Genomic DNA, 24,014 nt, shown 5'->3' with positions numbered 1-24,014 from the left:
GCAGGTCTTCGTGGAGCTACCGTCGCACTGTATCAATCAGCTCTCTGGCACCAGAATCTTTTGAATGGCAGGACCGATAATCCTCACCAGTTCTTCTGGTTCTGCCGCGACCAGAATAGGCACGCCAATAACTCGTCGGCTCACCACCATACCCACGAGCAGGGATGCCGCGAGGCCCGCCCGCAGATTGCCGTCGGAGTCAGAGTGTTCGTGCGTGCCTGTGCGCAATCGCGACTGGATGAAGGCGCGTAACTGATCGCGGGCCTGATCATTGACGAACGCCCCTCGAAGCGTCGCCATCAGCGGTTCCGACTCCTCGGGAATACCCTCCCACGCTGTAAGGAACGCACGCACCACCCGTTCGCCCAAGTGTTCATCCGGTCCTTCAAAGAGCGCATCGAAGCGCTCAAGCGCGGACGCCGGGATCGCCATCACGGCGGCGAACAGTTCGTCCTTGGAGCGGAAAAACTGCATCACCTGAGCCACATCAACACCAGCGTCAGCCGCGACCAGCCGGATGGTCGTGCCGGCGAACCCGTCGCAGGCAAAACGCGCGCGCGCGGCCTCAAGTACCAAATTCCGCGAGCTATTGGGCCCAGGCCGACGGCCACGGCGCGCCGTGGAAGCGGTTTCTTTTTTCATAGTCATGTCCAAATTATTACGAAATATGGTTAATATCAACTGGTGTTGAATTATTTTCTCGACCGCCGTACCTTACTGGAATCGCTCCCATAATCAAGAACAATAAGGAATCCAGCATGAGCCTATCTCCTGAACCTGCTCTGAGCCCTGTTTTCACAGGTATTTTCGCCGGCCCGATCGCGGGACTGAAATACCAGACACCCACGCTATCCGGAGTCACTACGGACGATGGCGAATTCCTGTACCGCGCCGGCGAGGTCATTACCTTTCTGGTTGGCGGTATCGTTCTGGGGGCCATAGGGGCGGCGCCACGCTTGAACCTGGCGCAACTCACCAATCGTGTAGACGGCAAGATCGACAAGCTGCTGGATCCGTCGGTCACCAACCTCGCTCGCTTCGTCCACACTTTGGATCAGCAAGGCAACATCGAGTCCGGCGTCAAAATTGCACCTCAGGTGCATGAACTGATTGGCACGACTCCGATCAACTTCAGCCCACCAGTGATGCCCATGGGCCAGGGTGGCGCTGTCGATTTTGCCAACGATCCCACTTTGCAACTTATCCTCGAAACGCTTAACGCCACGCCCGGTGTATTCACTGCAAAAACGCGACGCACATTATGTGATGCCGCCACCAGCCGTAATGAACTGCGCCGCAACATTCGCGGCATCATCAAGATGACCGATGTGCGCATCCCCTTGCGCGATGGCTCCTACGTTTGTGCCGACGTCTTCCGTCCGGCGGATCCCGGCCAATACCCAATCGTCATGAGCAAAGGCTTTTACGGTAAGAGTTTTTATCACGATTGCATTTGCAACGAGGACGACGTCATCCGCAAGGAGCAGATGGAGGATCGCTATTTCTCTGGCAATCCGGATGGTGCCCAGTACGAAAACCACGAGACCGTCGACACATCAGTCTGGGTGCCAGAAGGCTACGTGTGCATCCGCGTGGACGCGCGCGGCGTGTGCAAAAGTCCGGGGCTGCAAGCGCCTTTCAGCGTCCAGGAAGCCGAAGATTATTACGACGCGATCGAATGGGCAGGCACTCAGCCCTGGTCGAATGGCAACGTCGGTTTGTGGGGCATGTCTTACCTGGCCATGGCCCAACACAGTGTGGCCAGCCTGCAACCTTCGCACCTCAAGGCGATGATTGCGCAAGGTACCGATGCCGACATCTACAACGAAGCCCTGTACGGCGGCGGCATCTTCGGTTCCGGTTTCTGGAACTGGTGGTGGAAGGTCTGGTCTGGAAACAACCACTGTGGCGAGCGCCCGGAAACAGACTGGATGGCCCGCGTTCTGGCCACGCCGTTCAACGACATCAACGCCTATGGCCCACGCGGCAGCATCTTCATACGCCCGGACATGAGCAAGGCCACCGCACCGGTCTGGATCGTCGGCCCTCAAGTAGGCGCCATCATTCACCAGCTAGGCAGCAGCGAAACCTTCATCCGTTCCACCGCCGCCAAAGCGAGGAAGTTTGATTTCGCCGATGCCTGGTTCCCGGACTCCTACAGCAACAAATCGATCGCCGAACACATGCGCTACTTCGACTATTGGCTCAAGGGAATCGACAACGGTGTGATGGACGAAGCACCGGTGCGAGTGCAGGTTCGAACCGGCAACGGTGCCCACTTTGTCTTGCATGAAAATGAATGGCCGATCGCGCGAACCCAATATCGCCGCTGGTACCTCGATGCCCGGCCTTCAGATTGGCAAAACGACAGTCGTCGTCTCAATACGCGGCGCATCACCGACACTGTGCCCGCAGAGCAGGCCAGCGCCGAATATGACGCCCACCTTGATCTGGGCACTCCGACGCTGGCGCCCGGGGGCTCCAATGACGGCACTCCGCGCTGGTCGACAGGCATCTCTTTTGTCAGCGAGCCGATGAGCGAAGACATGGTGCTCGCCGGGTACATGAAGGTCGGCCTGTGGGTGGAATCGAGCAGCGCTGACATGGATGTATTCGTCTCGCTGCGGGTTCTGGATGAGCAAGACCGGGAGATTCGCTACGAATCCGTGGTGCTTCCGGTGGATCCGGTGCACATCCATCCGGTGGGACATGGCTTGTTGAAAGTGTCTCGTCGTCGCCTTGACGTCGAACGCTCGACCGAATATTGGCCGGTGCATACCCACTTGGAGAAGGACTGCGCGCCACTGCAGCCTGAAGCAATCGTGCCGGTCGAAATCGGACTCAACCCCAGCACCGCGATGATCCGCAAGGGTTACCGCCTGCTGGTCGATATCCAGCCCTATGCGCCGGCGGGCGTACCGGTTCGTGCCTATGACAAGAGCTATCACGTGGATGCCGTAAACCGGATTCATACCGGGCCGGAATACCCGAGCTATCTGCAACTGCCGATCGTCCCCTAGTCAGGCCTCAACAACGAGGGTGTCCACCCGGCGCGTAAGGTGGACACCATGATCGAAGCCGGCAATCAGCACCAGTGATGCCGATCAATCAGCGCCAATCGAGCCTGTCGTGGTCGGCAAGAGCGTGTGCTGAATAGCCGGCGCGATGAATGAAACCAGTGTCTCCCGGTCTGCGGCGGCGAGAACCGGCACACCTATGATTTGTCGCCCGGTGATCACACCGACAAGCATCGATAGCGCCAAGCCCGCGCGCAGCCGAGCATCCGGGCCAAGCGTTTCAATACCGCCCTTGGCTAACCTGGATTCGATGTAATCGCGTAAATGACCACGCGCCTGTTCATTCACCATCGCATTCCTGAGCATCGCCATCAGCGGCTCCGACTCTTCCGGCGCCCCCTCCCAGGCTTGGAGAAATGCGCGAACGACGCGGTCTCCGAGGTGCTCATCTGCCCCCTCGAAAACCTCACCTAACTTCTCCAGCGCCGATTCCGGAATATCCATCACCGCCGCAAAAAGCTCGTCTTTCGAGCGGAAGAACTGCATCACCATTGACACGTCGACTCCGGCATCGGCTGCGACGCGCCTCATCGTTGTCGCCGCAAAACCATCGCTGGCGAAACGAGCACGTGCAGCATCTAGTACCGTATGCCGACTGCTTCCCGAGCCTGCCGGCCGCCCAGGTTTGCGCGTTCGAGCTACAGCTAACGTTGGTTCTTCTTTAATGGTCATGGCGTCGATTTAGGTTCTTCGCAACATCGTGAAAAAAGGATGATTGACAGGCAGGAACGGCAATCGCAAAACATACCAAGCCCTGCACTCTGCCGTCGTCATGTAACCCATGGATTTTACCGCTCTCTGGCGAAGACTGCATTCGCAGTCTGCCGCCACCACTCTGCCTCTTGACGTTAACTTTAAAGCCGCCCGGTGCGCACCCACGCGGGGGCGTGTCCGTCCCCGCGTCTTGCTCAAAAAACGATGCAGCTGTGGAGGAAGCCAAGTGAATTATGGTCAGGTTTTATCCTTTACTCAACACGTGTTGAGTTAAAAATCCAAAAGACCTACACTCGTATCTCTCGCATTTGCCCGCCCAAAATCTGCACTACAAGAGGACCTCTCCATGAGTGATACCCCGCAGACGTTTGTTTCCGCCCACCCGCTGCCGGCTGACCGAACCGGCCTGCTAACTGTCTTCAATCCCGGCGTCCGCACGCTGGAGGCAGGCTTCCAAATCGCCCCGCCGTTCAAAGCGCTTCCAGTCGATATCGTGTTCGAGAAAGACGTGGCCGTGACATTGCGCGACGGCGTGACTATCTACGTCGATATGTTCCGTCCCGTCGGTGTCGAGAAAGTGCCTGTGATTGTGGCGTGGAGCCCTTATGGCAAAGCGCAGGGCACATCAGCCAGCGTGATGGGTGTCTTTGCGCTGGTGGGGCTGAGCAATTCCATCGTCTCAGGATTGGCAAAGTTCGAGGGCCCGGATCCCGCCTATTGGTGCGCACAGGGTTATGCCATCTGCAACCCGGATCCGCGCGGCATCATCGACTCTGAAGGCAACAGCGTGCTGTGGGACCGCCAGGAAGGCCGCGACTGCCACGACCTGATTGAATGGCTGGCCGAACAGGCTTGGTGCACCGGCAAGGTAGGCATGAGCGGTACCTCGTACCTCGCGGTCTCGCAATGGTTCACCGCGGCCGAGCAGCCCAAGCACTTGGCGGCGATCAACCCGTGGGAAGGCGTGAGCGACGTCTACCGTGATCTATTGAAGCGTGGCGGCATGCCTGACGTTGCCTTCGGTCAGCGGTTGCAGGAAGGCAGTTTCTTCGGCAAGAACCAGAAAGAGGACATCATTGCGGAATTAGAGTGCTACCCACTGATGAACGATTTGTGGGCCAACAAGATTCCTGACTTTGACCGCATCACCGTACCGGCCTTTGTGGTGGCCAGTTACTCCAACACATTGCACACCGCGGGCACCTTTCGCGGTTGGCGTCGTATGGCGTCCCCAGACAAATGGCTGCGCATCCACAACAGCCAGGAATGGCCTGACTACTACGACGAAGCGAACGTGGAAGATCTGCGCCGTTTCTTTGATCACTACCTCAAGGGCTTGGATAACGGATGGCAATCCACGCCGCGCGTGCGCTACGCCATTCATGACCTCAAAGGTAGCGACCGGGTCAACGTGCCCGCAGAAACCTTCCCGCCAGCGGACGTCACGTCGACAAAGTTGTACCTTGACGGCCGTGCTCGCACGTTAGCCAACACAGCACCCACTGATGAGGTCGAGGCAACCTACGACGCCACCTCCAATCCGAATGCGGTGTCGTTTATTACCCGCTTCGAACAGGACACGGTGATCGTCGGTTACCCCAAGGCGCACCTTTGGGTAGAAGCACGTGGCGCTGACGATATGGATCTGTTCGTGCTCATTCAAAAGCTCGACGCCTATGGCACTCCTTTGCAGCAATTCACCGTTCCCAACCAGAGCGCGCGATGCCATGACGTCACCGATCATGGCGGCAGCATCCTGCGCTACAAAGGTTCGGACGGCAGGTTGCGGGCATCGGCTCGCTATCTCGATAAAACGCTCTCGACTGAGGACGTGCCGGCACACAGCTTCGATCGCGTAGAGAAGCTCTCTGCTGGGGAAATTGTCGACGTCGAGATTGATCTGTTACCGCTCGGCCTGGTCTTCCGCCCCGGCGAGCAACTGCGCTTCATTGTCAGCGCTCGCAATCTGACCGGAACCATGATGCCGGGCCTGCGTGAATACACCGGTGTGAACAGTGGGCAGCACGTCATCCATACCGGTGGACGCCATGCCTCCTACCTCCAGTTGCCTATCAAGGCCGCCGGATAGCCATTTGAACCGTTCGATATAAGCAGATCACCCTCAAGCGCACGGCGCATGCGGGTTGCCTTGCGACGACGCCTGGTTTTTTTGGCTGTCATCGCGATCACGACTTATGGGTTGGCAGACTTCTAGAAGGATTTCAACATGCTGCAGACAGGCACTTTTTCCGGGCCAGTTGCTGGCCTCAAATATCAGACCCCTACCCTCAGTGGGCTGACGAACGAAAAGGGTGAATTCCAGTACCGCGAGGGCGAGCGGATCGCTTTTCTGGTCGGGAAGACGGCGATAGGATCTGCCCTTGGCGCACCACGCATCAATCTGGCGGAAATAGTCAGTCGCGTGGACGGCAATATCAACAAATTGCTTGATGCGGGGCTGACCAACATTGCACGGTTTTTGTGCTCGCTCGACCGTGACGGAAATCTGGACGGTGGCATCATCATCGACTCCGCCGTGCACGACATCATCGGCAACTATCGAATCAACTTCCGCCACGATATTTCCTTTGCCGGCCTTGCGCTGAATCCCGTTCTTGAGTTTGACCAAGACCCCTTGATCGCCGCGCTGCTCGCCGAGCTTTCGGCAGCTGGCGTCTTTACTGATCGCACGCCGCGCCTGCTATGTTCCGCGGCGACTGCTCGCAATGAAGTGCGCCGCAATATTCTGGATATTCTGCGTTTCAAAGACGTCAAGATTCCACTGCAAAACGGTCTGTTCGTGTACGCGGATGTCTTCCGCCCGGCAAAGGAAGGCAAGTTCCCGGTCATCATGAACTGCGGGCCCTATGGTCGGGCGTTCTATCATCACTCGATCGCAGACGATGCCGCGTTTGAGGCCCATGAAGAGATGGAGGAGCGTTACTTCCACGGCAATCCTGAAGGACAAGTGTTTGAGAATCACGAGACAGCCAACACGGTAGATTGGGTTCCACACGACTATGTGCTGGTGCGTGTAGATGGCCCCGGCTCGGGCAAAAATCCAGGAACACTCGCGCCGTTTGGTATCGAAACGGCCGAGGCATTTCGCGATGCGATTGATTGGGCGGGCGTGCAGCACTGGTGTAACGGTAATGTCGGGCTGTGGGGCATGTCGTACTACGCCATGAGCCAACACGCGGCAGCCAGCCTTGAACCGCGGCATCTGAAAGCCATGATCGCCATTGGCACCGATGTTGATCTGTACGATGAGGTGGCTTATACCGGCGGCATCCTCAATGAAGAATTTTTCACCCACTGGTATAGAGCTGGCGTTCTTGCTGCCGTGTGCGGCGAACCCAATGCGGTCGACTTTATCGGGATGCTCAAAAAGGCCACTTTTAGGGACTCTGACACCACCGCAGCGTTCGGACCCAGATCGACAATCTTGATGAGTCCGGACATGAGCAAGGTGAAGGTACCGCTCTGGGCCATTGCCTGCACCACCCACATGGCGCACTTCCATCAGCTCGGCAGCAGTGAGGCGTATCTCGCCACCAACACGGCCTCCAAGAAGATCGACTTCTGGGAAGACTGGTTCACCAAACCTTATTCACGAACCGCTATCGCCGATCATCGGGCTTTCTTCGACCATTGGCTGAAAGGTATCGACAACGGCATCATGGACAAGGCACCGGTGCGCCTGGAGATTCGCAGCGGCAATGGCGCCTCCTATATTCAGGAAGAAAATGAGTGGCCGATCGCAAGGACCACCTACCCCCGATGGTTCTTCGATACCACGCCATCGGATTGGCCAGGCGACGAGTGTCGTGATGACTTTCTGCGTCTGTCGGTGACACCGCCGGCCCTCGATGGCCAGGCAACCTATTCCGCAGAAATCCCGTTGGAACTGCGCACGGGCATGCCGCCCTGCTTTCTGCCCGTCAAACCGCCATCCGTGCTGGAAATATGGCGGACGGGCATTTCGTTCATCAGTGGGCCGGTGGAAGAAGACATGGTGTTCGCCGGTTATGGCAAAGCCAAGCTATGGGTGTCGTCCACCAGCGAGGACATGGACATCTACCTTAGCCTGCGTGTCCTCGATGAAAACGGCCAGGAAGTCGACTACGCCGGCCCGACCACGATGGGCATGAACGTACCCAATTACCCCCTCGCTAAGGGCTGGTTAAAGACCTCGCATCGCAAGATTGATGCATCGCGTTCGACCCACTACACGGTCAAGCACACGCACCGCGAAGCCGACTATGCACCGCTTGAAAACGGCGAAGTGGTACCGGTTGAGATCGAGATCATTCCCAACACAGCGTTGATCCGCAAGGGCTACCGTCTGCGCGTGGACATTCAGCCCTTCGACGGGGTCGATCACGGACCCCGGCACGGCTATGAGGCTAAGTACCACGACGGCGCGCGGAACACGATCTACACAGGTCCAGATCGCCCGGGCTTTATCCAATTGCCGATCGTTCCGGCGAAAGCATATAACGCCTCGATCTAGGGTTCTTGCGGAGGCCTGTGCATCCCGCTGCAGTTCTGACATCTGTTTATCGGCTTTGTACGGTTGCTCCGAGTCTAGTAACAGAGTCTTACTTTAAGGAAATTGTTATGAGTCGTGAAGAAATTAAAGATGCGGAAATCGTAACGACCGCAGAGAAGCTAGCAATACTTCGCCAGCATTACGCTCTGAATGGAGCCGGAAATCATGCAGCAGCGCGGGAACTGTTGACCGATGACTTCGTTATCACCATTCCTTCATTCATGCCGTTCGGCGGCACCTACCGCGGAAAAGACGCTTTTCTCGAGCTGATCCCGCGCGTGAGGCGGGCGGCTAAGGTTGAGGGTCTTACATTTATAGGCACCAGCATAAGCGACGACCATGCGGTAGAAATTGTCGAGTTTTTACTTGAAGGGCATAAGGGACCACCTCCGCAGGTAGCCGAGATGATCCGTTTCAGAGGCCGTTTAATTTGCGAGATTCGTCCATTTTATTCCGATCCCTTCCCCTTCATGGCTGGCGGGTCGGGCGAAAGCGATAATTGAAACGAGCAACATCAGCGACTGGCTACGTCAAAGCTGTTCCCAAACACAAAGTGAAGAACATCATTTAATTAAATATTAAAGGAAACCTTATGACTCTCGAAGAACTCGTCGCGCGCACTGAAATACATGATGTTCTGCTGCGCTATTGCCGTGGCCTCGACCGTATTGATATGTCGTTGGTCCGCGGCGCTTTTCACAAAGACGCCTATATACATTTCCCCGAAAGCCTTCACGTCGGCGGGGCCGAGGGATTTTTCCAATTTTTAACTGATGAAATGCCACGCTTTAATAAAACCCAGCATTTTCTGGGGAACAGTCTGATCGAATTCGATGGCCCGGACATTGCGTATGTTGAGACGTATCTACAAGCGGATCATGCAGCTTCAGAGCGTCATCATTGGAACGGCGACACGGTTAAATTATGGGCACGCTACTTCGACAGATTTGAACGCCGCGACGGTGGTTGGTTAATCGCCGAGCGCCGCCTTATGGTCGACTTGATGTACCGGTACCCTAATGGGAACTGGTTCGACGACCATCCAGACGCTTCGGGAAGCCCGCGCGACGGAACTGATCGCGTACTGCGAAAAGTGGCAGGTTTTTCTGGCACCCCGATTGCAGAAAAATCACTCACAGACGCCTGACCTACGATCGCCGGAGGGGCAGTGCCCCTCTGGACACCTTCCTAAGAAAGGGCACCAGAAGATACTACTGACGGCGACTTTTCTGGCTCTGCCATATGCCCTTCCCTTCGATGCTCTCCTATGTGGATAGGAGGTGCTTCTATCTTGAGCTGTGGGGACGACACTGCTTTGCCCTTACAAGCGAATGTCTGCCTGCATGTGTTCCGCACGCTGAATGGCTGCCGACACTTCCCATACCGCGCGCGATCGGAAACTAAGTTGGGAAGGCTACGTCAGCCAGCGCCTGTCTTATCGTCCGACTGGAAGGTGCTCACCAGCTGGATGTGCTCTTTGGTTACCTGTTGGATGGCGTGGATGGCTGCTAACATCAACGGTGCGGGAGTTGGCCGAGACGGCTGCACCAGCAGAAGTTCCAGCGTCAGGCCGGAACCCGAAAACGGGTTAAGCCTGAAGTCCCGTTCTGAAGGATCTGCGCTAAGATCGTGAACGAACAATAGGCCAGGAAGAATGGCCATCCACTCGCTTTGCCTGATCAGGTCCAGCGTCGCCAGCACTGCGTCGAGCTGATAATAGGGGCCGGGGTTCAAAGGCGCATCCAGCTGCGAACCGATCCACTGGGCATGCTCGCGGCTATCAGGGGCCAGAAGCTTGAGACCCGCTAGTTTGTCGAGCTCAATGACTTCCCCATGCTCGAAGCCGCTGGCGTGGGTGATTGACGAGACCAGAAATGCGGGCGTGGCAGCAAATACCGTCGTGACCAGATCCGGGGGCGGCTGCAAAATAGAGGGGATGATTGCAAAGTCGAGTTCATTGGCCCGCACCATGTCGATCAGCATGTTACTGGGGGCGTCAATCACAGCGATAGAGGCGTTAGGGTTCTGCGCCATCAGGCGCAGATAGGCCGGCGCGAGCTGATGGGTCGCCAGCGTGGGCGTGACTCCGAATCGGACTTCGCCGGAAAGGCCGCACTCTAAAGTGTCAATTGCCAGCAGGGCCTTGGCGTTAGCAGCCAGCACCTCAAGACAATGCTGGTAAAACAAGGTCCCCGCCGCTGTGGGCTCCACCGTTTTCTGCCGGTCGAACAATTGCACGCCCAGCAATTCTTCAATCTGCTTGATGTGCTGAGATATGCCTGACTGGGTGGCGAATTCACGTGCTGCCGCAGCGGTGAACGATCGTGTCTCATACACCGCCACGAACATTTGCATCTCCCGTAGACCGGGCAACACATCATTCATGGCGCGCCTCGCTCATTGACGGCGAAAGCCTGGCTGAGGCTAGACAAATGCTCGCCATGAGCGATGCGGATCGGGATAGCGTTGACGTCTTCAGTGGCCTTTCTCAACAACTCGATGAAATTCTGAGCCTCCCTGGACAGGGGCTTGCGCGCCGGCTCTACCAGTAGCAAATCGTCCCAGAGAATTGGATCGGCCAGTGGATTGAGTGTAAAGCGTCGGCGCCGCAAATCGTCGGCGATGAACAGCCCGGAAATAATCGCCGCCCAGTGGCTGGAGCGCACCAGGTCCATTGCGCCCAGCATGGACTCGAACATGTTCAGCCGCTGCACGATTTGGACCTTGTGGTCAATCAGGTACTGTTCCAGCAGCGGCCGTCGCCCGACAGGCAGTATCAGGTGCAAGTCCTTGATGTTGCTCAGGCGAACGGGCTCGCAATGGGGCAAACCGGAGTCAGGTGAGGAAACCAGAAACGCCGGTGTTCGTGTGAATAACGATGTGTTCAGCCCTAGCGCCCCGCCACCGTCGTTTGACATACGCTGCGTGATGGCGAAATCCAACATTCCGCGGCGCACCGCGGTCGCTATCACGCTGCCGGCACCTTCAGTCAGATGCACGGAAACACTGGGATAAGCCGTTTCGAACGCTCGCAGCGCCCGGCTGAATACCGAGCGGGTCATAGTTGGGATCATGCCGATCCGTAGCGCGCCGCTGGACGGCTCCGCGCGGCGGCCGATCGCGCTGCATGCGCTCTCGTGTAGGCGCAGCAGTTGCACGCATTGCCGATAATAAGCATGGCCGGCCGGCGTGGGGACGATCGCGCGGTCGCGCGCGAAAAGTTGCACGCCCAATTGAGTTTCCAACTGTCGCACGTGCGCGGAAATGCCGGACTGCCCCAGCCCTTCGCGACTGGCTGCGACGGTGAAGGAACCTTCCTCGTACACGGCAACAAACATGCGGATGTGCATCAGTTTCGGGAGCATGAGGTGACTATTGCTCCGGCCGAGCGGGTTCGTAGAGTGTCATGCGCTGGATTGTCTCTTATTCTTTTTTGCCAAGCGGAATTAGAAAAGCCGCAGGAAGCTCGTACTCTATCCATATCGGGAATGGCTTACCAGTGCACCGCTCACTAGCCTTCTGCTGGCGTGGCGCATTGCGTGCCTTGAGAGGATGGCCGAAAAAAGGCTCGACATGCCGACTGGGTTCAGTAGACCCGGGAGATGAGTTTGCTTACGCGCCGCTTAGTCTTTGTCAGCGTAGAGATAAAGATTTCGGGTCGTCACTGTTACGGCGGGAACGCCCTTTAACTGACTTTCATCATGCCGCCGTCGACGGCCAGCAATTGGCCGGTTACGAACTGCGACTCTTCTTCCCTTCTTAACCAGCCTGCACGTTTGCGACAGGTCGGCAATATCCAGCAGCGCTAGCGCCGCGCCGCTCGACATCGAGAAGCGCGGCAAGACCAGGTTAGCCACCAAAGCGGGGTTCGGGCAGCCCTTTCACGCCCAGGCCACGAATTGCGAAAACACTACCGCGCATCACGCCGTCACCGGGATAGCGAGGCAAGGGAGGTTTGGCCATCGACGTGACAAAAAGCGTGTCCAAGTCCGGCCCGCCAAAATTGACACTGGTGACTTTCTTGACCGGCATCTCGATAACACGATCAAGGTTGCCATCAGGCGCGAAGCGGCACAGCTTGCCGGCGTAGACCTGGGCGTTCCAGAGGAATCCTTCGGCATCGACGGTTGAGCCATCGGTCGCTGTTGTAGGCGTGAAGCCCGCTTTGGTAAAAGTGCGCCGGTTCGCAATGCCTCCAGTTTCGAGGTCGTAGTCATAGGCCCAAATTTCGCCGGAGAAAGTGTCCGAGAAATAGAACGTCGACCCGTCGGGACTCCAGCAGGGTCCATTGGAGATCGCAAACCCCGCGTCGAGCGTGTGCACCGACAAGTCTGGGTCGACGCGAAACAGCGTACCGTCCGCGAAGCCCTCTCGGGTGTCCATACTGCCAACGATGAAGCGTCCACGCGCATCAACCTTGCCATCGTTTAACCGATTGTGTGGTTTGTCACCCTCAGGGTTAACGATCAGCTGCGTCTCGCCGGTGTTGAAGTCGAGGAAGTGAAACCCTGAGCCCAGCGCTACGATGGCACCGCCATCGCGTCGCAGCGCCATGGAGCCGATTGTGTCGGGCATGTCCCATGAACGAACCTCGCGTCCATCAGCCGTGCAGCGAAAAACGCGACAGCCGACAACATCGATCCAGTACAAGCGCTGCTCCTGCACATCCCATACAGGGCCTTCACCGATGGTCGTCTTCACATCGACCAGAACATCGATCTGCATGTTATCTCCTGGATTCTATTGAACTGGAACGGGGCGATGCGACCCACTCTGAATCGCAACGTTGAACTGCACCGTGCTTAGGCCTTTGGCGGTTCGGCAATGGTGATAAAAACGCCGTACGGATCCTTAAAACTGAACCAAGTCATCGTGAGATTTCCGCCAGGCTTGCGGATAATGATGTCTTTCGGCTCACAAACAATTTCAATACCTTCATAGACACTGATTTTATCGAAGGCTTCCCTGGCATTTTCGACAAGAAGTGCCAATCGAGTAATCCCTACCTGGTTCATCAGGTCGTAAGGACCATCACCGATGATGGTGGGCGGGTTGGTATACTCAATCAGGTTGATTTCAGTGGCGTGCTTGGGATCTGCGCCTACTGTCAGAATGTGGTGCGCATAAATACTGATTTCTTCCTGTTCAAAGCCCAGCAGCGGTCCGTCCGCCTCGTCGGTTCTTGTTTCAAACGTGGAAACAAAACCAAGCACATCACGGTAAAATTTGAGGGCCTGATCCACGTCTGGCACGGTGATACAAACATGCAGGAGTTTTTTAACTAATGCGTTCATAGCGGTATACCTTCCCTAATTAGACATTCCAGGCGTTGGTGAGGTTGTAACGTGTTGCCCATTGAACGTCGTAGACTTTATCGCCCCAGGTTTTTGTTTTGTCGTCGCCGGCTTCAGCGCGCGAGGCGCCATTCATCCACGCTTCAAATTTAGCCTGATTCTCAAATTCATAGATGGTCAGATACGTTGGGCACACCTGGGTGGTAGTACCCACGTGATACGTTTCTTCAGCCAGCTTGAAGCGAGTAACTTTCTTGACACTATCGCCCTTCAACAACATTGGCACGTGCACATTGTCGTACCAGGTATTGAATTTATCTTCATCTTCAGCTGGGCAATTAATGCCCACTGTCCAAATAACTGTCTGATCACTCATTTTTAAATTTCCCATATGAACTGTGGATCTTGTTAATGACGAGAACATGGAAATTCAGGCAAAAGAGCCCACAGACCACTTCCGCCCGAAAACTGGAAGTGGTCACCGCATCGCTGTTGGCTCTGGTTGTTTACTTTCTGGCGATTGCCTCAAAGTATTTGATTTTCCCTTCTTCGCGGTGACTACGCAGCGTATGGGTAGTCATCACCGGGTGCTGTTCGAACGCGGGTTCGGGAACAAGCGGATTGCCTGTCCAGGAAATCAGTCGGCAAACACGACTGCTAATGCGCCAGCCCTTGTCAGTACGCACAAGTACATCGTCGTACCAGCCACGACCAACCCAGTCGGGACCGCCCACGGCTGAGTCGCGCGAAAGCAACCAGTCGCCGTACGTCAGTGCATAGGCCGTGTCACCGTCAACGTGAACGCAAGAACCCATCATGGTGTGCATGTGATTGGTCAGCGTTTCGTGAAAGTCCTTGAAAGCGAACTTCAGCGCACCGACAGACTTCCAAACCGCCCCCGCTGGGCCGAAGTCGGCATGGGCATCCTCGGTAAACACGTCATCCAGCAAGTCCCAGGCGTGGCTGTCGAGCGCTACACCGTAGAGGTTGATGACTTCAATAATTTCAGATTTATCTTGTGTAATACTCATTTAAAACTCTCCGGTTTGTCAGAGTAAAAAAACCGCATCCCAATGGCTTTTTTTATACAAAACCACTAATTACTTGCAGTACTCAATGACTTCCAAGATGTTGTCAAAGGGGTCTTTGAACGTCAAGATTTTAAATTTCCCGCCAGTAGGAGCGATCACGACTTGTGGCTCGCAAAGGAAAACGATGTCGCCACGCGCCTTTAATTTTTCATGGATGGCATCAGTACTGTCTACGCCAAACGCCATGCGGTTGATACCGGCATGATTCAGGGGAGCGGACGGTGTCGTACTGACGACTGTTTTAGGTGACACGAACTCGATCAGATCGATAACGGTCGCGTTTTCCTTGTCCTTGCCGACGAGGTGGTCGGCATGGATTTCAATGGTTTGATTAGGAAAGCCGAGAATTTCGCCGGGCGCCCTTTCGTTACGCAGTTTGCCTATAGATTCAAGCCCGAGCACGCCACAGTAAAACTCAAGTGCGGCATCAATATCAGCGACAGTGATGCAGACGTGAAACAAACGGTTGATATAGCGATCCATGGGTTTTCCTTTATTTCAGTTATGGGACAAAATATTGCGATTACTTGATACATCGAATACTAAATAGCCGAGTTCGAACCCTGCGTTATGCAATTAACGAGAATGGCGCGCGCAAACCAGTATTAAATCTGCAAAGCAATGGCCGCTAAATACTTTGCAGCGAACTCTCTTTCACCAGCAAAAAAGCGCTAAGCGCCACCAAAGCAGGGGCTGCCATGCAAACAAGGATAATCGGCACACTGACGCCTGCGGCAAGCATGAAGCCGGCGATTGCAGGGCCAATAATCGGTCCGACCCGGCCAATGGCGTAAATCACCCCCATCGCCGATGAACGAAAGCTCATGGGGTATAGCGACCCGACGTAGGGTAATAAAATGCAGGTGGCGCCCATGGCGGTGAATCCGGCAAAAAACATGCAGATCAATGCGGCAACTGGGTCCTGAATGACACCAATCACTGAGATCGAAATGAATAAAATCGGCATGTAGATGGCGAACACTTTCTTGTAACCGATCCTGTCAGCCATCCATCCGGCCAACGGAGTTGAGATGAAATTGCTGCAGGTGAATACCAGGATAAACGTCACCCCTGTGGTTATCGAATAGCCACGCTGAACCATCAACTGCGCAATCCAGGTCGTCAGGGTGACTGCAACCATCATGATGCAGAGCATGCCCACCCCTAAAAACACTGTGTTGCGCGCGTATTCACCTTGGAACAGGCGTTTCAGAGGCACCTTGGCGGCCGGTGGCTCTGGCAGAATGTATTCGTCGTTGATAGCGCGAGCAAACTGCGGGTCTACCTTCACCAGGATCTTGCGGATGCTTTCACTATTGCCCTTTTTCACCAGAATCGACATCGACTCCGGCAACCATACGAAAGCGATGGGCACCAAGACGATGCAAACGATGGTTCCGAGCAATATCGCCCTCCATCCGACGGTGGACAGTAAAGCAATCGACAGCAACGCTGAGAACAGCACGCCCACCGAGATGCCCGTATAGGACACACTGGAAGCCATCGCTTTCCACTTGCCGGGTGTGTATTCGAAAACCAGCGCCACAGCAATCGGCACGATGCCGGCCAGACCAAAACCAGCGATAAAGCGGTAGATAGCAAAATCGACGATTCCCTGGGCCAGGCCGCAGGCTGCAGTGAATATGATGAAGATCGTCATTCCGATGAGCATCATCCGCTTGCGGCCAATCGCATCAGCCGCCACGCCAAAAATGATCGCGCCGCCCACAGCGCCGATGTGCCCAACGCTGGCCAGGATTCCGGCCTCGGCAGGGCCCATTTTCATATCGGCCATGATGGCTGGAAGTAGCGTGCCGAAGAGCGCGCTATCGATACCGTCAAACACAATCGCCAGAAAGCAGATCAGCGCCACTTGCAAGCTGAACGAATTGAATTTGCCACCTTCAATGACTTGCGTGACGTTGACCTGAGGTCTGCCCGCTATTGGCGCGCTCATTAAATGAGTCATGGCATGCATCTCTCGTACACCAATTTGTCAGTAGGACCGGGGGGAATGGAAGCTAATCCTTGAGCCTGGGCTGCGTCATCAGTGGTCTCAGCAATTGACCCTTGACGTGCACCGGGCAGTAGAAAACGCGCCAGGGCAGGTATCAGTACCAACGCACCGAGCATGTTCCACAAGAACATGAACGCCAGCAGCAAGCCCATGTCAGCCTGGAATTTGATGCTGGAGAAATGCCAGGTCGCGACCGCTGCCGCCAGGGTCACACCGGTAAGCAGCACCACCCGGCCAGTGAACTGCAAAGCGTTGGCGTAGGCCTGTTTCAACGTAGCGCCTGCACGCATGCGTGCCAGGGTCACGCTCAGCACATACAGCGCGTAATCCACCCCGATGCCCACGCCAAGCGCAATCACTGGCAGGGTTGCGACCTTAACGCCCATCCCCAGCCATACCATTAAGGCCTCGGCCAAAATGGAAGTGAGCATCAGCGGCAGCATGGCCACCAACACCGCCCGCCATGAGCGGAAGGTGATGAAGCACAGCAGTGCCACCGCCCCGTAAACCATGAACAACATCTGGTACCAAGCTTTGTGAACCACGATGTTGGTGGTCGCGTCGATCCCCGCCGAGCCGGCTGCCAACAGGAAGGTGGCGTCCTTATCATTGTTTTTCTCGGCGAAGCGCTCGACCAGGTCGACTACCTGCTGCAGGGTCTCGGCGCGGTGATCACGCAGATAGGCGTACACCGTCAGCAGATTGCATTCTTCGTTGTACAGTTCACGCGGCGCTCGAGCGGTGATGGTGTTGAGCATGCTCTGGTTGCTCGACAAGTCGTACCACAGCGGACTGCCCTCATTCATACCCACCATGAGGCGCCGTTGCAGCCGCGCAATCGACTGAGTGGACTCGACACCGGGCAGATCCATCAGCTCCCATTCGAGCTGGTCGACCCGGCGCAGCACATCGTACTGACTGCAATTGCCCTCGGATGTCTTGACCATGATCGCAAAGAGGTCGTTGCTGGCACCGTAGTTATTCGTGAGGTAGGTCACGTCGCGGTTGTAACGCGAGTCGGCTTGCAATTCCGGAGCGCCGGGATCGAGGTCGCCGACCTTCAGTTGGGTGCCGACGGCGACGCCCACCACCGCCAAAACCATCGCCGTAGCGATCGCCACGGTGGCACGTCGTCCCTCGGTGAAGCGCACCAGCCAGATAAAGAACGCACTGCTCTCCCCGGCTGCGTTGGCCGATTCCCGGCGCACTGCCCTTTCGGCTGCTTGGCGGCTCACACCCACGAAGCTCAAGAGCACGGGCAACAGGATCAGGTTGGAAATCACCAGCACCAGCACACCAAGGCTGGCGGCGATCGCCAGTTCTCGGATGACCGGAATGTCGATCATCAGCAGTACCGCAAAGCCAACTGCGTCAGCCAATAGCGCGGTCAGGCCGGCCAGGAACAGGCGCCTGAAGGTGAAGCGGGCTGCCACATAGCGATGCGTCCCGCGCCCGATATCCTGCAGGATGCCATTCATTTTCTGGGCGCCATGGCTGATGCCGATGGCGAAAATCAGGAAAGGCACCAGCATCGTATAAGGGTTCAGCGAATACCCCAGCAGCGGCAGCAGGCCTAGCTGCCACAGCACGCCGGTCACGGAGGTGATCACCACCAACGCGGTGCTGATGACGTCGCGGTTGTACAAGAACACCATCGCGGCACAGATGACCAACGCGATGAAGAAAAACCCTATCACCTCCTGCATGCCGTCCATGAGGTCGCCGGACAGCTTGGCAAAGCCCGTGATATGAACGGCCACCTCGTCACTGCTGTACTTGGCGCGCAGCTGTTCCAACTGTGCGGACAGTGCCGAGTAGTCCAGCGGGTTGCCGGCAGCATCGTGCTCCAGCAAAGGCACCTGGAGGATGGTGGAGCCGCCATTGGCCGCCACCAATTGGCCGATTTCGCCCGAACGCTGCACGTTCATGCGCAGCTCCTCGAGCTTGGCAGGCGAACCGTCATAGCGCGCGGGGATAACCTGACCGCCGTCCAGCCCATCCTCGGTCACCGCAGTCCAGCGAACATTGGGTGTCCACAGTGACTTCATGAACGCCCGGTCCACGCCCTGCAAAATGAACACGTCGTCGTTGATCTGGCGCAGCGTCTCCAGATAGCTCGCGGTGTAGATATCGCCCTTGCGTGCTTCCACTGCAATCCGCACCGAGTTACCCAGGCCGGAGAGTTCTTTCTTGTTGTCCAGGTAGTTCGTGATGTACGGGTGGTTGGTTGGAATGGTCTTTTCGAAGCTGGCATTAAGCTTCAGGCTCAAGGCGCTGACGCCGAGCAGGATCGTGACCAGCACGCACAGCAGCAGGACCAGAATACGATGGTTGAAAACGGCGCGTTCGAGCCGGGAGCCCGAGCGCGGATCAAAGTCTTCGAGCCGGCAAGCCGCGGTCTCGGTAGGTGTCACAATGGTCATGTCGTTGGACTCGTTGTAGGGCGCGTCGGGTGATCGTGCTGTTGGGTGTCGTCAGCCAAGCCGGGCAACTCCGCCCATGCTGGTGGCAACCAGACCGCCGTCTGCAGCTTCAACCAGCGAGGTCAGAGGAGCACGTCGGGGAAGTTGCTGCTCGCTGAAGTGAACACCACCGTCGCGGCTTGCAAGGACTCGTCCGCCCTGCGCCAGCAGCATCACTCGGCCATCGCGTAGTTCGACACAAGACAGAATCGTCAACGGTGCCGACAGCTCGATTGAGGTGACGGCTGTGCTGTGCGGATCGATGCGGCACGCAGCCCCCAACAAACCGGCGAACACAAAACCACCACCACGAGTGGCAGTCGCAGCGAACAAGGTCCGCTCGGAAGGCGAAGCCAGCGATTCGAAGCTGGCGCCGTCGTCGCTGCTGCGCATCAGCACGCCCTGCTCCCCCGCAATCACCCAGGTTTTGTCATGGTGGGCAACTGCGTACAGATGCAGGCTCATGGGATTGGGCAGGCGGTTCCGACAGGGAATCCATGTCTTGCCACCGTCGTCAGTGGTGGCTGCCAAGCCGAATGCGCCCACAACCAACCCGCGCCGGGCGTCGGCAAAGCAAATCGATAACAAGGGCTTATCGGCGCCGTCATCCACCAGACGCCGGGCGTCCTGGATGCGATGTTCACGGTCCGCATCGGTGTCAGGCAAGCCCAGCGCCTGAGCGAGGCCTGCCTTGGCGAGCGCCACCCCATCCGTCTGTAGCGACCAGTTTTCGCCACCGTCAGTGGTGTGCAACACCACACCACTGTGGCCGGCGATCCAACCTTGACGGGCATCGGCGAAGCTCGCGGAGGTTAGGGTCACACTGACCGGCACGCGCGCCTGGCGCCACTGTCGCCCACCGTCGTCAGACAGCACGACCATGCCGCGCTCGCCCATCGCCACCAAACGATCACCGGCCAGAACCACCCGGGTCAGCACAGCTTGTGCAGCTCGGGGCGTCATCGTGGCAGGTTGGCGCAGCGGCCCGGGCATGGCTGCCGAGGCAAACGCTACGGTGGACGCTGCCATGGTGGGGGCCAGCAATACCTGCAGACCCAACCCCATCCCCACCACCAACAGCCGCCGACGCGACCCGTCGAAGCCTTCATTGTTATTCTTGTTATTCATACTGGTTATCTCATCAGATTCATTGTTCAAGCGAGATACAGTTCTAACGTACGCCTTCTCCAGCGAGCGATTCGGGGGTGAAGAGGCGGTCTGGCAATGAAGCTTTCAGGTCAACTTGTCGTTCACGGGGGAAGTAAGCTGAAGCGAAGTAGCCCCCGCCGATCAGGTCGTAGGACATATAGCCCGCCACGATGGTGCCCGGCGCGGCTGGGAACACGGTTGGCAGGTTATAAGTCACCTTCCAGAGTTGCCCCTGAGCGTCCCAACGTTCGCCAGCCACAGCGATCCAGGTGTCTTCATCAAGGTACACACGCAAGCGCGGAATCACATGACGCTGGCCTTGCTTGAGCGTGCCTTCTACCACCCAGACCCGATGCTGCTCGAAGCGCACGAAATCAGGATTCACGGTCTGTGCTTGCATGAGCTGGTCGAGCGATGCCGCCTGGTGGTAACTGTTGGTGTTGTACGGCACGTACATTTCGCGCTTGCCCACCAGTTTCCAGTCGTAACGGCCGATGGAGGATGAGTAAACCTCAACCTCGTCGAAATTGAGAATGCCGCCCGCCACCGGGCTGGGAACGTCGCAACAGGTCAGTGGCAGACGGCGAACACGCCGCTGGCCAGTCAGGTACACCCAGGTTTTTGACTCGATGTCGTTGATGTTCACGCGCTGAAGGAGAATCTCTCCCGCGCGGATCGGCGGACCGGAAGTGTCTACACGGCGAACCACCATGTTGGAACCAGCGGCTTCCCATTTTTCCAGGTTGCTGTTCGGGTCATAGTACGGAAACGAACTCTTGGCCACGTTCTGCGAGACCGGGATTACTTTGCCCTCAGGGGTGACGCGCGCCAGGCTAGGCGTGGTCTGGTAGCCAGGGCTCGTCCATCTCAGCAGATGGTTCCAGATCGCTTCTTCGCCGTTCTTCGGTATTGGGAACGGTGTGCCGCCGAAGGTGCCCTTTGGGAAAGGACCGAGTTCGCCACTCGGGTCCATTGTCGCCCGAGTAGCATTCGCGAAGGTATTGTCATAGACCCATTGCGGTGCTGCTGCGGTGCGTCGAGTCGGAAATACCTGAACGTTGAAGTTCGGGAACCGCTTGAGCAGGCCCATCGTGCCTTCGGTCAGCTTGTCTTTGTACTGGTCTGCGTTCTGCGCCGTGATGGTCAGCAGGGGCTTGTCCTTGGCGAACAGGTCCGCAATCGCCGGCGAGGTTTTCGAAGCATCGACCGGGTAGCCTCCCTCCCATGGCGGAATGGTGCCATCCTTGTTGCCAGCGCGCTCTGCGCCCAGCGGTGAAAGTGTGGTCTTGAGCTTGGCCGCTTCATCGGCTGAAACAGCGGCCTGGACCGTGGGCGCCGTCAATGCGGCGCACGCCAGGGCAAGCAGGGTCATGCGAGTGAAAATAGTCATGTGATTTTCCCTTAGAAGGTGCGACGCAGCGACACTGAAACGAAGTCCCGATCTTTCAGGGTCTGGTCGAAGGTGAACGTGCCGTTGACGTTGGGATCGGTGGACGCATACGTGGCAGTGTTTTCTCCGCCGTAATAGTGGGTATAAGCCAGCGAAAAGTCCCACACGGTCAGATAGTTGCCTGCCAGCGTAAAAGTCATGTCCCCGCCATTGTTAGGCCCCATCAGCACCACTGGCGACTTGCCGTGGTTGTAGCCCACGTTGATGGAGGGCGTAAGGTCCAGGCCGTCCAAGACGTTGCGCTGCGGCGCAGCAAATGCTGCACGCACCGCTGCAGCGCGGCGGTCCAGGCCTGGATCCATGGCATTGCAGTTGCTTGTGCAACTGGTCAGCTGGTTATAGGCCACTTCCATAGTGAAACTAGGTTCTTCGGACAGGAAGTTACGCGGCATAGTCCAAATCATGGACAAGTTGGCATGGGCCGAATTGCCGATGGCATAAAACGCGTGGTTGTTGTTGTCCGCCTCAGCACGCCCTACGTTCTGCGGGAGGCTGGTCAGCGGCGTGTCGCGACGCACAGAGAGCTCACCGGCGTAGTTGACCGCACCCACGGTAGTGGTGGCACTGACACCGAACGCCTTAATGCCCTCCGGATAAACAAACTGGTAGCTCCCCAGCCCGGCACCGGGGATGCCGGTCGGCGCAGGCGCTCGGGAATAAACCACAGGCGTCTTGGCGTGGTAACGGATCGCATAGAGGCCAAATTCCCACTCGCCCAACTGAGAGCGCAAGCCAAGACCATACTGGCCTTTATCGCTGCCTTTGATATCTTTTCTGCGCGCCAAACCATTGCCTGGTACTCCGGGCGCGACGCGAATGCGTTCGCCACCATCGCCGATGAAGTCCGCGGCCGAAAAGTAGCTGCCGGCTGCGGGCAGGCGGGTAGCCTCCCAGTCGTATTGGTAATAACCAATCAGGGTCAGCGCCGGTGAAAACTGGATTTGGCCCGAGAACTGACCCACCGGCCTGATGATTTCTTTGGTGGTCGATCCTGGTACCGAGGATGCCTTGACCGCATCCACCGGAGACTGGGTTCCGGCAATGGCGTTGGAGCCGAAGAACAGGCTCTCGCCCCAGAGCACCGTGTGCTGGCCCAAGCGGCCGCTCACGCGGGCTGTGCCAACGTCCGCGCCACCAAAGACGAAAGCGTCGAGAATCTCGGCCTTGCGGCCGTGCAGATCCCGGGTGTCATCGGTAAATTCGTTGTGCGGCACCGACAGCGAGTTGTTGGTCGCCGGCGAGTCGTTGTCGTTCTTGTGGTTGTAGACGTCGTCGTACCAGGCAGCCCCGCTCACACGGAAGCCGAAATCGTCGCGAAAGACCAGGTCCATTTCGGACAACAAATCGAATCGATTTGAGATGAGCCTGCCGCGTTTGAAGTTGCGATCGCCGTCGTCGCCGTTGAGCGCGGCGGGACCAGCTCCGCTACCCCGAGTGGCGGGTACGTTCTGGGTGAGCGTGTCAGACTGGTTCTTGAGACGCATACCAGCGGAGTACTTGAGCGTGTTATCCCAGCGCAGTTTGATGTCGGGATTGCCCACATCAATCGGCGCGGCCAGTGAATAGCCGGCAGCCATCAGACTAGTGGCAACCACCACGGATCGAATGCTTTGGCGGTACAAATCGTCTTGCGGCACTGCAAATCTTATTTTTATTATTTGCATCATTGTCACCTAGAGATTGTTTGACGCGTGAACACCGACTGCTGATCTGCCTCGTCACATGACACTGGCCAGTCCCAGCGACCTACAGAAAAATGCCTCCAATGCGTTGCGTGATACCGGTTTGAATTCATTGCACGAGCGGATCGAAGTACAGGCAGATCCCGGTTTGAAATACGGTTTCTCTATCTTCGTTCAGTGCCTGTGCATCGTGTTGGTCCGAGTATATGCAGGCCCTTTTCGGCCTGAACAATGATAAAACCCGCTACACCGCAGCCAGAAAACTGATGGTTCAGTCAGAGCGCTGGTTCTTCAGGGGGAGAAGCAAGCGCCCACGCCTGCGCCCGCCAGATTGGCGTTCAGATCGGAAATAAGGCGCTAGAAAAATGATGGGCATTTGTAATGCGTGTAGCGAGGGAGCTCGTCGAATCGTCGCACCGTCCCGCTCTGCTTCGCAGTAGTCATAAAATCAGCCACCGCGGTTTTCTGCAATACCGCACTCGCAGGTTTTGGGTCTGCTATGCAGACCAGCGGGAGCAAGCTCCCT

19 protein-coding genes are annotated in these 24,014 nt (G+C 57.0%); 5 read left to right on the top strand and 14 right to left on the bottom strand.

Annotated features, from left to right (window positions below):
- Window positions 1–36: 36 nt before the first annotated feature.
- Window positions 37–642: a TetR/AcrR family transcriptional regulator gene (locus ACYZTR_RS14665; protein WP_461971947.1), complete on the bottom strand. Its 606-nt coding sequence runs from the start codon at window positions 640–642 to the stop codon at window positions 37–39.
- Window positions 643–758: 116 nt separating this feature from the next.
- Between ACYZTR_RS14665 and ACYZTR_RS14660 the strand changes: the two genes are divergently transcribed.
- Window positions 759–3,020 (top strand): CocE/NonD family hydrolase, encoded by a 2,262-nt coding sequence (locus ACYZTR_RS14660; RefSeq protein WP_461971945.1) that lies wholly within the window; start codon window positions 759–761, stop codon window positions 3,018–3,020.
- A gap of 84 nt (window positions 3,021–3,104) precedes the next feature.
- On the opposite strand, the gene ACYZTR_RS14655 is transcribed toward ACYZTR_RS14660, so the two are convergent.
- The gene (locus tag ACYZTR_RS14655) at window positions 3,105–3,749 is read right to left on the bottom strand and encodes a TetR/AcrR family transcriptional regulator (protein ID WP_461971944.1); all 645 of its coding nucleotides are present in this window, start codon (window positions 3,747–3,749) and stop codon (window positions 3,105–3,107) included.
- A 388-nt stretch (window positions 3,750–4,137) separates the two neighbouring features.
- Between ACYZTR_RS14655 and ACYZTR_RS14650 the strand changes: the two genes are divergently transcribed.
- From ACYZTR_RS14650 to ACYZTR_RS14635, 4 genes are all read left to right on the top strand, one after another.
- Complete coding sequence (locus ACYZTR_RS14650; protein ID WP_461971942.1) at window positions 4,138–5,880, top strand: CocE/NonD family hydrolase; 1,743 nt, start codon at window positions 4,138–4,140, stop codon at window positions 5,878–5,880.
- Window positions 5,881–6,018: 138 nt separating this feature from the next.
- Complete coding sequence (locus ACYZTR_RS14645; RefSeq protein WP_461971940.1) at window positions 6,019–8,304, top strand: CocE/NonD family hydrolase; 2,286 nt, start codon at window positions 6,019–6,021, stop codon at window positions 8,302–8,304.
- Between the two features lie 107 nt (window positions 8,305–8,411).
- Window positions 8,412–8,846, top strand: a complete 435-nt coding sequence (locus tag ACYZTR_RS14640) for a nuclear transport factor 2 family protein (protein WP_461971938.1) — start codon at window positions 8,412–8,414, stop codon at window positions 8,844–8,846.
- A gap of 89 nt (window positions 8,847–8,935) precedes the next feature.
- On the top strand, window positions 8,936–9,490 hold the full coding sequence (locus ACYZTR_RS14635) for a nuclear transport factor 2 family protein (RefSeq protein ID WP_461971936.1): 555 nt from the start codon (window positions 8,936–8,938) through the stop codon (window positions 9,488–9,490).
- Window positions 9,491–9,762: 272 nt separating this feature from the next.
- Here ACYZTR_RS14635 and ACYZTR_RS14630 read toward each other — a convergent pair whose 3' ends face one another.
- The 12 genes from ACYZTR_RS14630 to ACYZTR_RS14575 all read right to left on the bottom strand — a co-directional run bounded on the left by ACYZTR_RS14630 (window position 9,763) and on the right by ACYZTR_RS14575 (window position 23,443).
- Complete coding sequence (locus ACYZTR_RS14630) at window positions 9,763–10,728, bottom strand: LysR family transcriptional regulator (protein ID WP_461971934.1); 966 nt, start codon at window positions 10,726–10,728, stop codon at window positions 9,763–9,765.
- Window positions 10,725–11,708: a LysR family transcriptional regulator gene (locus ACYZTR_RS14625; RefSeq protein ID WP_461971932.1), complete on the bottom strand. Its 984-nt coding sequence runs from the start codon at window positions 11,706–11,708 to the stop codon at window positions 10,725–10,727. Before ACYZTR_RS14625 ends, ACYZTR_RS14630 begins: the two co-directional genes overlap by 4 nt.
- Before the next feature lie 484 nt (window positions 11,709–12,192).
- The gene (locus tag ACYZTR_RS14620; protein WP_461971930.1) at window positions 12,193–13,068 is read right to left on the bottom strand and encodes an SMP-30/gluconolactonase/LRE family protein; all 876 of its coding nucleotides are present in this window, start codon (window positions 13,066–13,068) and stop codon (window positions 12,193–12,195) included.
- Window positions 13,069–13,145: 77 nt separating this feature from the next.
- A complete protein-coding gene (locus ACYZTR_RS14615) occupies window positions 13,146–13,637 on the bottom strand; it encodes a VOC family protein (protein WP_461971929.1) in 492 nt (163 codons plus the stop codon).
- Window positions 13,638–13,656: 19 nt separating this feature from the next.
- Window positions 13,657–14,013: a DUF4286 family protein gene (locus tag ACYZTR_RS14610; RefSeq protein ID WP_461971927.1), complete on the bottom strand. Its 357-nt coding sequence runs from the start codon at window positions 14,011–14,013 to the stop codon at window positions 13,657–13,659.
- A 130-nt stretch (window positions 14,014–14,143) separates the two neighbouring features.
- Window positions 14,144–14,668: a nuclear transport factor 2 family protein gene (locus ACYZTR_RS14605; protein ID WP_461971925.1), complete on the bottom strand. Its 525-nt coding sequence runs from the start codon at window positions 14,666–14,668 to the stop codon at window positions 14,144–14,146.
- A 69-nt stretch (window positions 14,669–14,737) separates the two neighbouring features.
- The gene (locus tag ACYZTR_RS14600) at window positions 14,738–15,211 is read right to left on the bottom strand and encodes a VOC family protein (RefSeq protein ID WP_461971923.1); all 474 of its coding nucleotides are present in this window, start codon (window positions 15,209–15,211) and stop codon (window positions 14,738–14,740) included.
- 145 nt (window positions 15,212–15,356) lie between these two features.
- Window positions 15,357–16,697, bottom strand: coding sequence for an MFS transporter (locus tag ACYZTR_RS14595; protein ID WP_461971921.1), 1,341 nt, complete (start codon window positions 16,695–16,697; stop codon window positions 15,357–15,359).
- Complete coding sequence (locus ACYZTR_RS14590) at window positions 16,694–19,168, bottom strand: efflux RND transporter permease subunit (RefSeq protein WP_461971919.1); 2,475 nt, start codon at window positions 19,166–19,168, stop codon at window positions 16,694–16,696. The genes ACYZTR_RS14595 and ACYZTR_RS14590 overlap by 4 nt, the downstream gene beginning before the upstream one ends.
- 51 nt (window positions 19,169–19,219) lie before the next feature.
- Window positions 19,220–20,335, bottom strand: coding sequence for a WD40/YVTN/BNR-like repeat-containing protein (locus ACYZTR_RS14585; protein ID WP_461971917.1), 1,116 nt, complete (start codon window positions 20,333–20,335; stop codon window positions 19,220–19,222).
- A gap of 43 nt (window positions 20,336–20,378) precedes the next feature.
- Window positions 20,379–21,746, bottom strand: coding sequence for a DUF1329 domain-containing protein (locus ACYZTR_RS14580; protein WP_461971915.1), 1,368 nt, complete (start codon window positions 21,744–21,746; stop codon window positions 20,379–20,381).
- An 11-nt stretch (window positions 21,747–21,757) separates the two neighbouring features.
- A complete protein-coding gene (locus ACYZTR_RS14575; protein WP_461971913.1) occupies window positions 21,758–23,443 on the bottom strand; it encodes a DUF1302 domain-containing protein in 1,686 nt (561 codons plus the stop codon).
- Window positions 23,444–24,014 lie beyond the last annotated feature (571 nt).

This window comes from Pseudomonas sp. Hz4 (assembly GCF_054898165.1).
The sequence above is the reverse complement of the archived record's forward strand: the minus strand, read 5'-3'. Positions and strand labels throughout refer to the sequence as shown.

What these genes read in the sequence shown, in the direction of transcription:
- ACYZTR_RS14665 (WP_461971947.1), bottom strand. Translation starts at nt 642, where the DNA reads ATGAAAAAAGAAACCGCTTCCACGGCGCGCCGTGGCCGTCGGCCTGGG.
- ACYZTR_RS14660 (WP_461971945.1), top strand. Translation starts at nt 759, where the DNA reads ATGAGCCTATCTCCTGAACCTGCTCTGAGCCCTGTTTTCACAGGTATT.
- ACYZTR_RS14655 (WP_461971944.1), bottom strand. Translation starts at nt 3,749, where the DNA reads ATGACCATTAAAGAAGAACCAACGTTAGCTGTAGCTCGAACGCGCAAA.
- ACYZTR_RS14650 (WP_461971942.1), top strand. Translation starts at nt 4,138, where the DNA reads ATGAGTGATACCCCGCAGACGTTTGTTTCCGCCCACCCGCTGCCGGCT.
- ACYZTR_RS14645 (WP_461971940.1), top strand. Translation starts at nt 6,019, where the DNA reads ATGCTGCAGACAGGCACTTTTTCCGGGCCAGTTGCTGGCCTCAAATAT.
- ACYZTR_RS14640 (WP_461971938.1), top strand. Translation starts at nt 8,412, where the DNA reads ATGAGTCGTGAAGAAATTAAAGATGCGGAAATCGTAACGACCGCAGAG.
- ACYZTR_RS14635 (WP_461971936.1), top strand. Translation starts at nt 8,936, where the DNA reads ATGACTCTCGAAGAACTCGTCGCGCGCACTGAAATACATGATGTTCTG.
- ACYZTR_RS14630 (WP_461971934.1), bottom strand. Translation starts at nt 10,728, where the DNA reads ATGAATGATGTGTTGCCCGGTCTACGGGAGATGCAAATGTTCGTGGCG.
- ACYZTR_RS14625 (WP_461971932.1), bottom strand. Translation starts at nt 11,708, where the DNA reads ATGCTCCCGAAACTGATGCACATCCGCATGTTTGTTGCCGTGTACGAG.
- ACYZTR_RS14620 (WP_461971930.1), bottom strand. Translation starts at nt 13,068, where the DNA reads ATGCAGATCGATGTTCTGGTCGATGTGAAGACGACCATCGGTGAAGGC.
- ACYZTR_RS14615 (WP_461971929.1), bottom strand. Translation starts at nt 13,637, where the DNA reads ATGAACGCATTAGTTAAAAAACTCCTGCATGTTTGTATCACCGTGCCA.
- ACYZTR_RS14610 (WP_461971927.1), bottom strand. Translation starts at nt 14,013, where the DNA reads ATGAGTGATCAGACAGTTATTTGGACAGTGGGCATTAATTGCCCAGCT.
- ACYZTR_RS14605 (WP_461971925.1), bottom strand. Translation starts at nt 14,668, where the DNA reads ATGAGTATTACACAAGATAAATCTGAAATTATTGAAGTCATCAACCTC.
- ACYZTR_RS14600 (WP_461971923.1), bottom strand. Translation starts at nt 15,211, where the DNA reads ATGGATCGCTATATCAACCGTTTGTTTCACGTCTGCATCACTGTCGCT.
- ACYZTR_RS14595 (WP_461971921.1), bottom strand. Translation starts at nt 16,697, where the DNA reads ATGACTCATTTAATGAGCGCGCCAATAGCGGGCAGACCTCAGGTCAAC.
- ACYZTR_RS14590 (WP_461971919.1), bottom strand. Translation starts at nt 19,168, where the DNA reads ATGACCATTGTGACACCTACCGAGACCGCGGCTTGCCGGCTCGAAGAC.
- ACYZTR_RS14585 (WP_461971917.1), bottom strand. Translation starts at nt 20,335, where the DNA reads ATGAATAACAAGAATAACAATGAAGGCTTCGACGGGTCGCGTCGGCGG.
- ACYZTR_RS14580 (WP_461971915.1), bottom strand. Translation starts at nt 21,746, where the DNA reads ATGACTATTTTCACTCGCATGACCCTGCTTGCCCTGGCGTGCGCCGCA.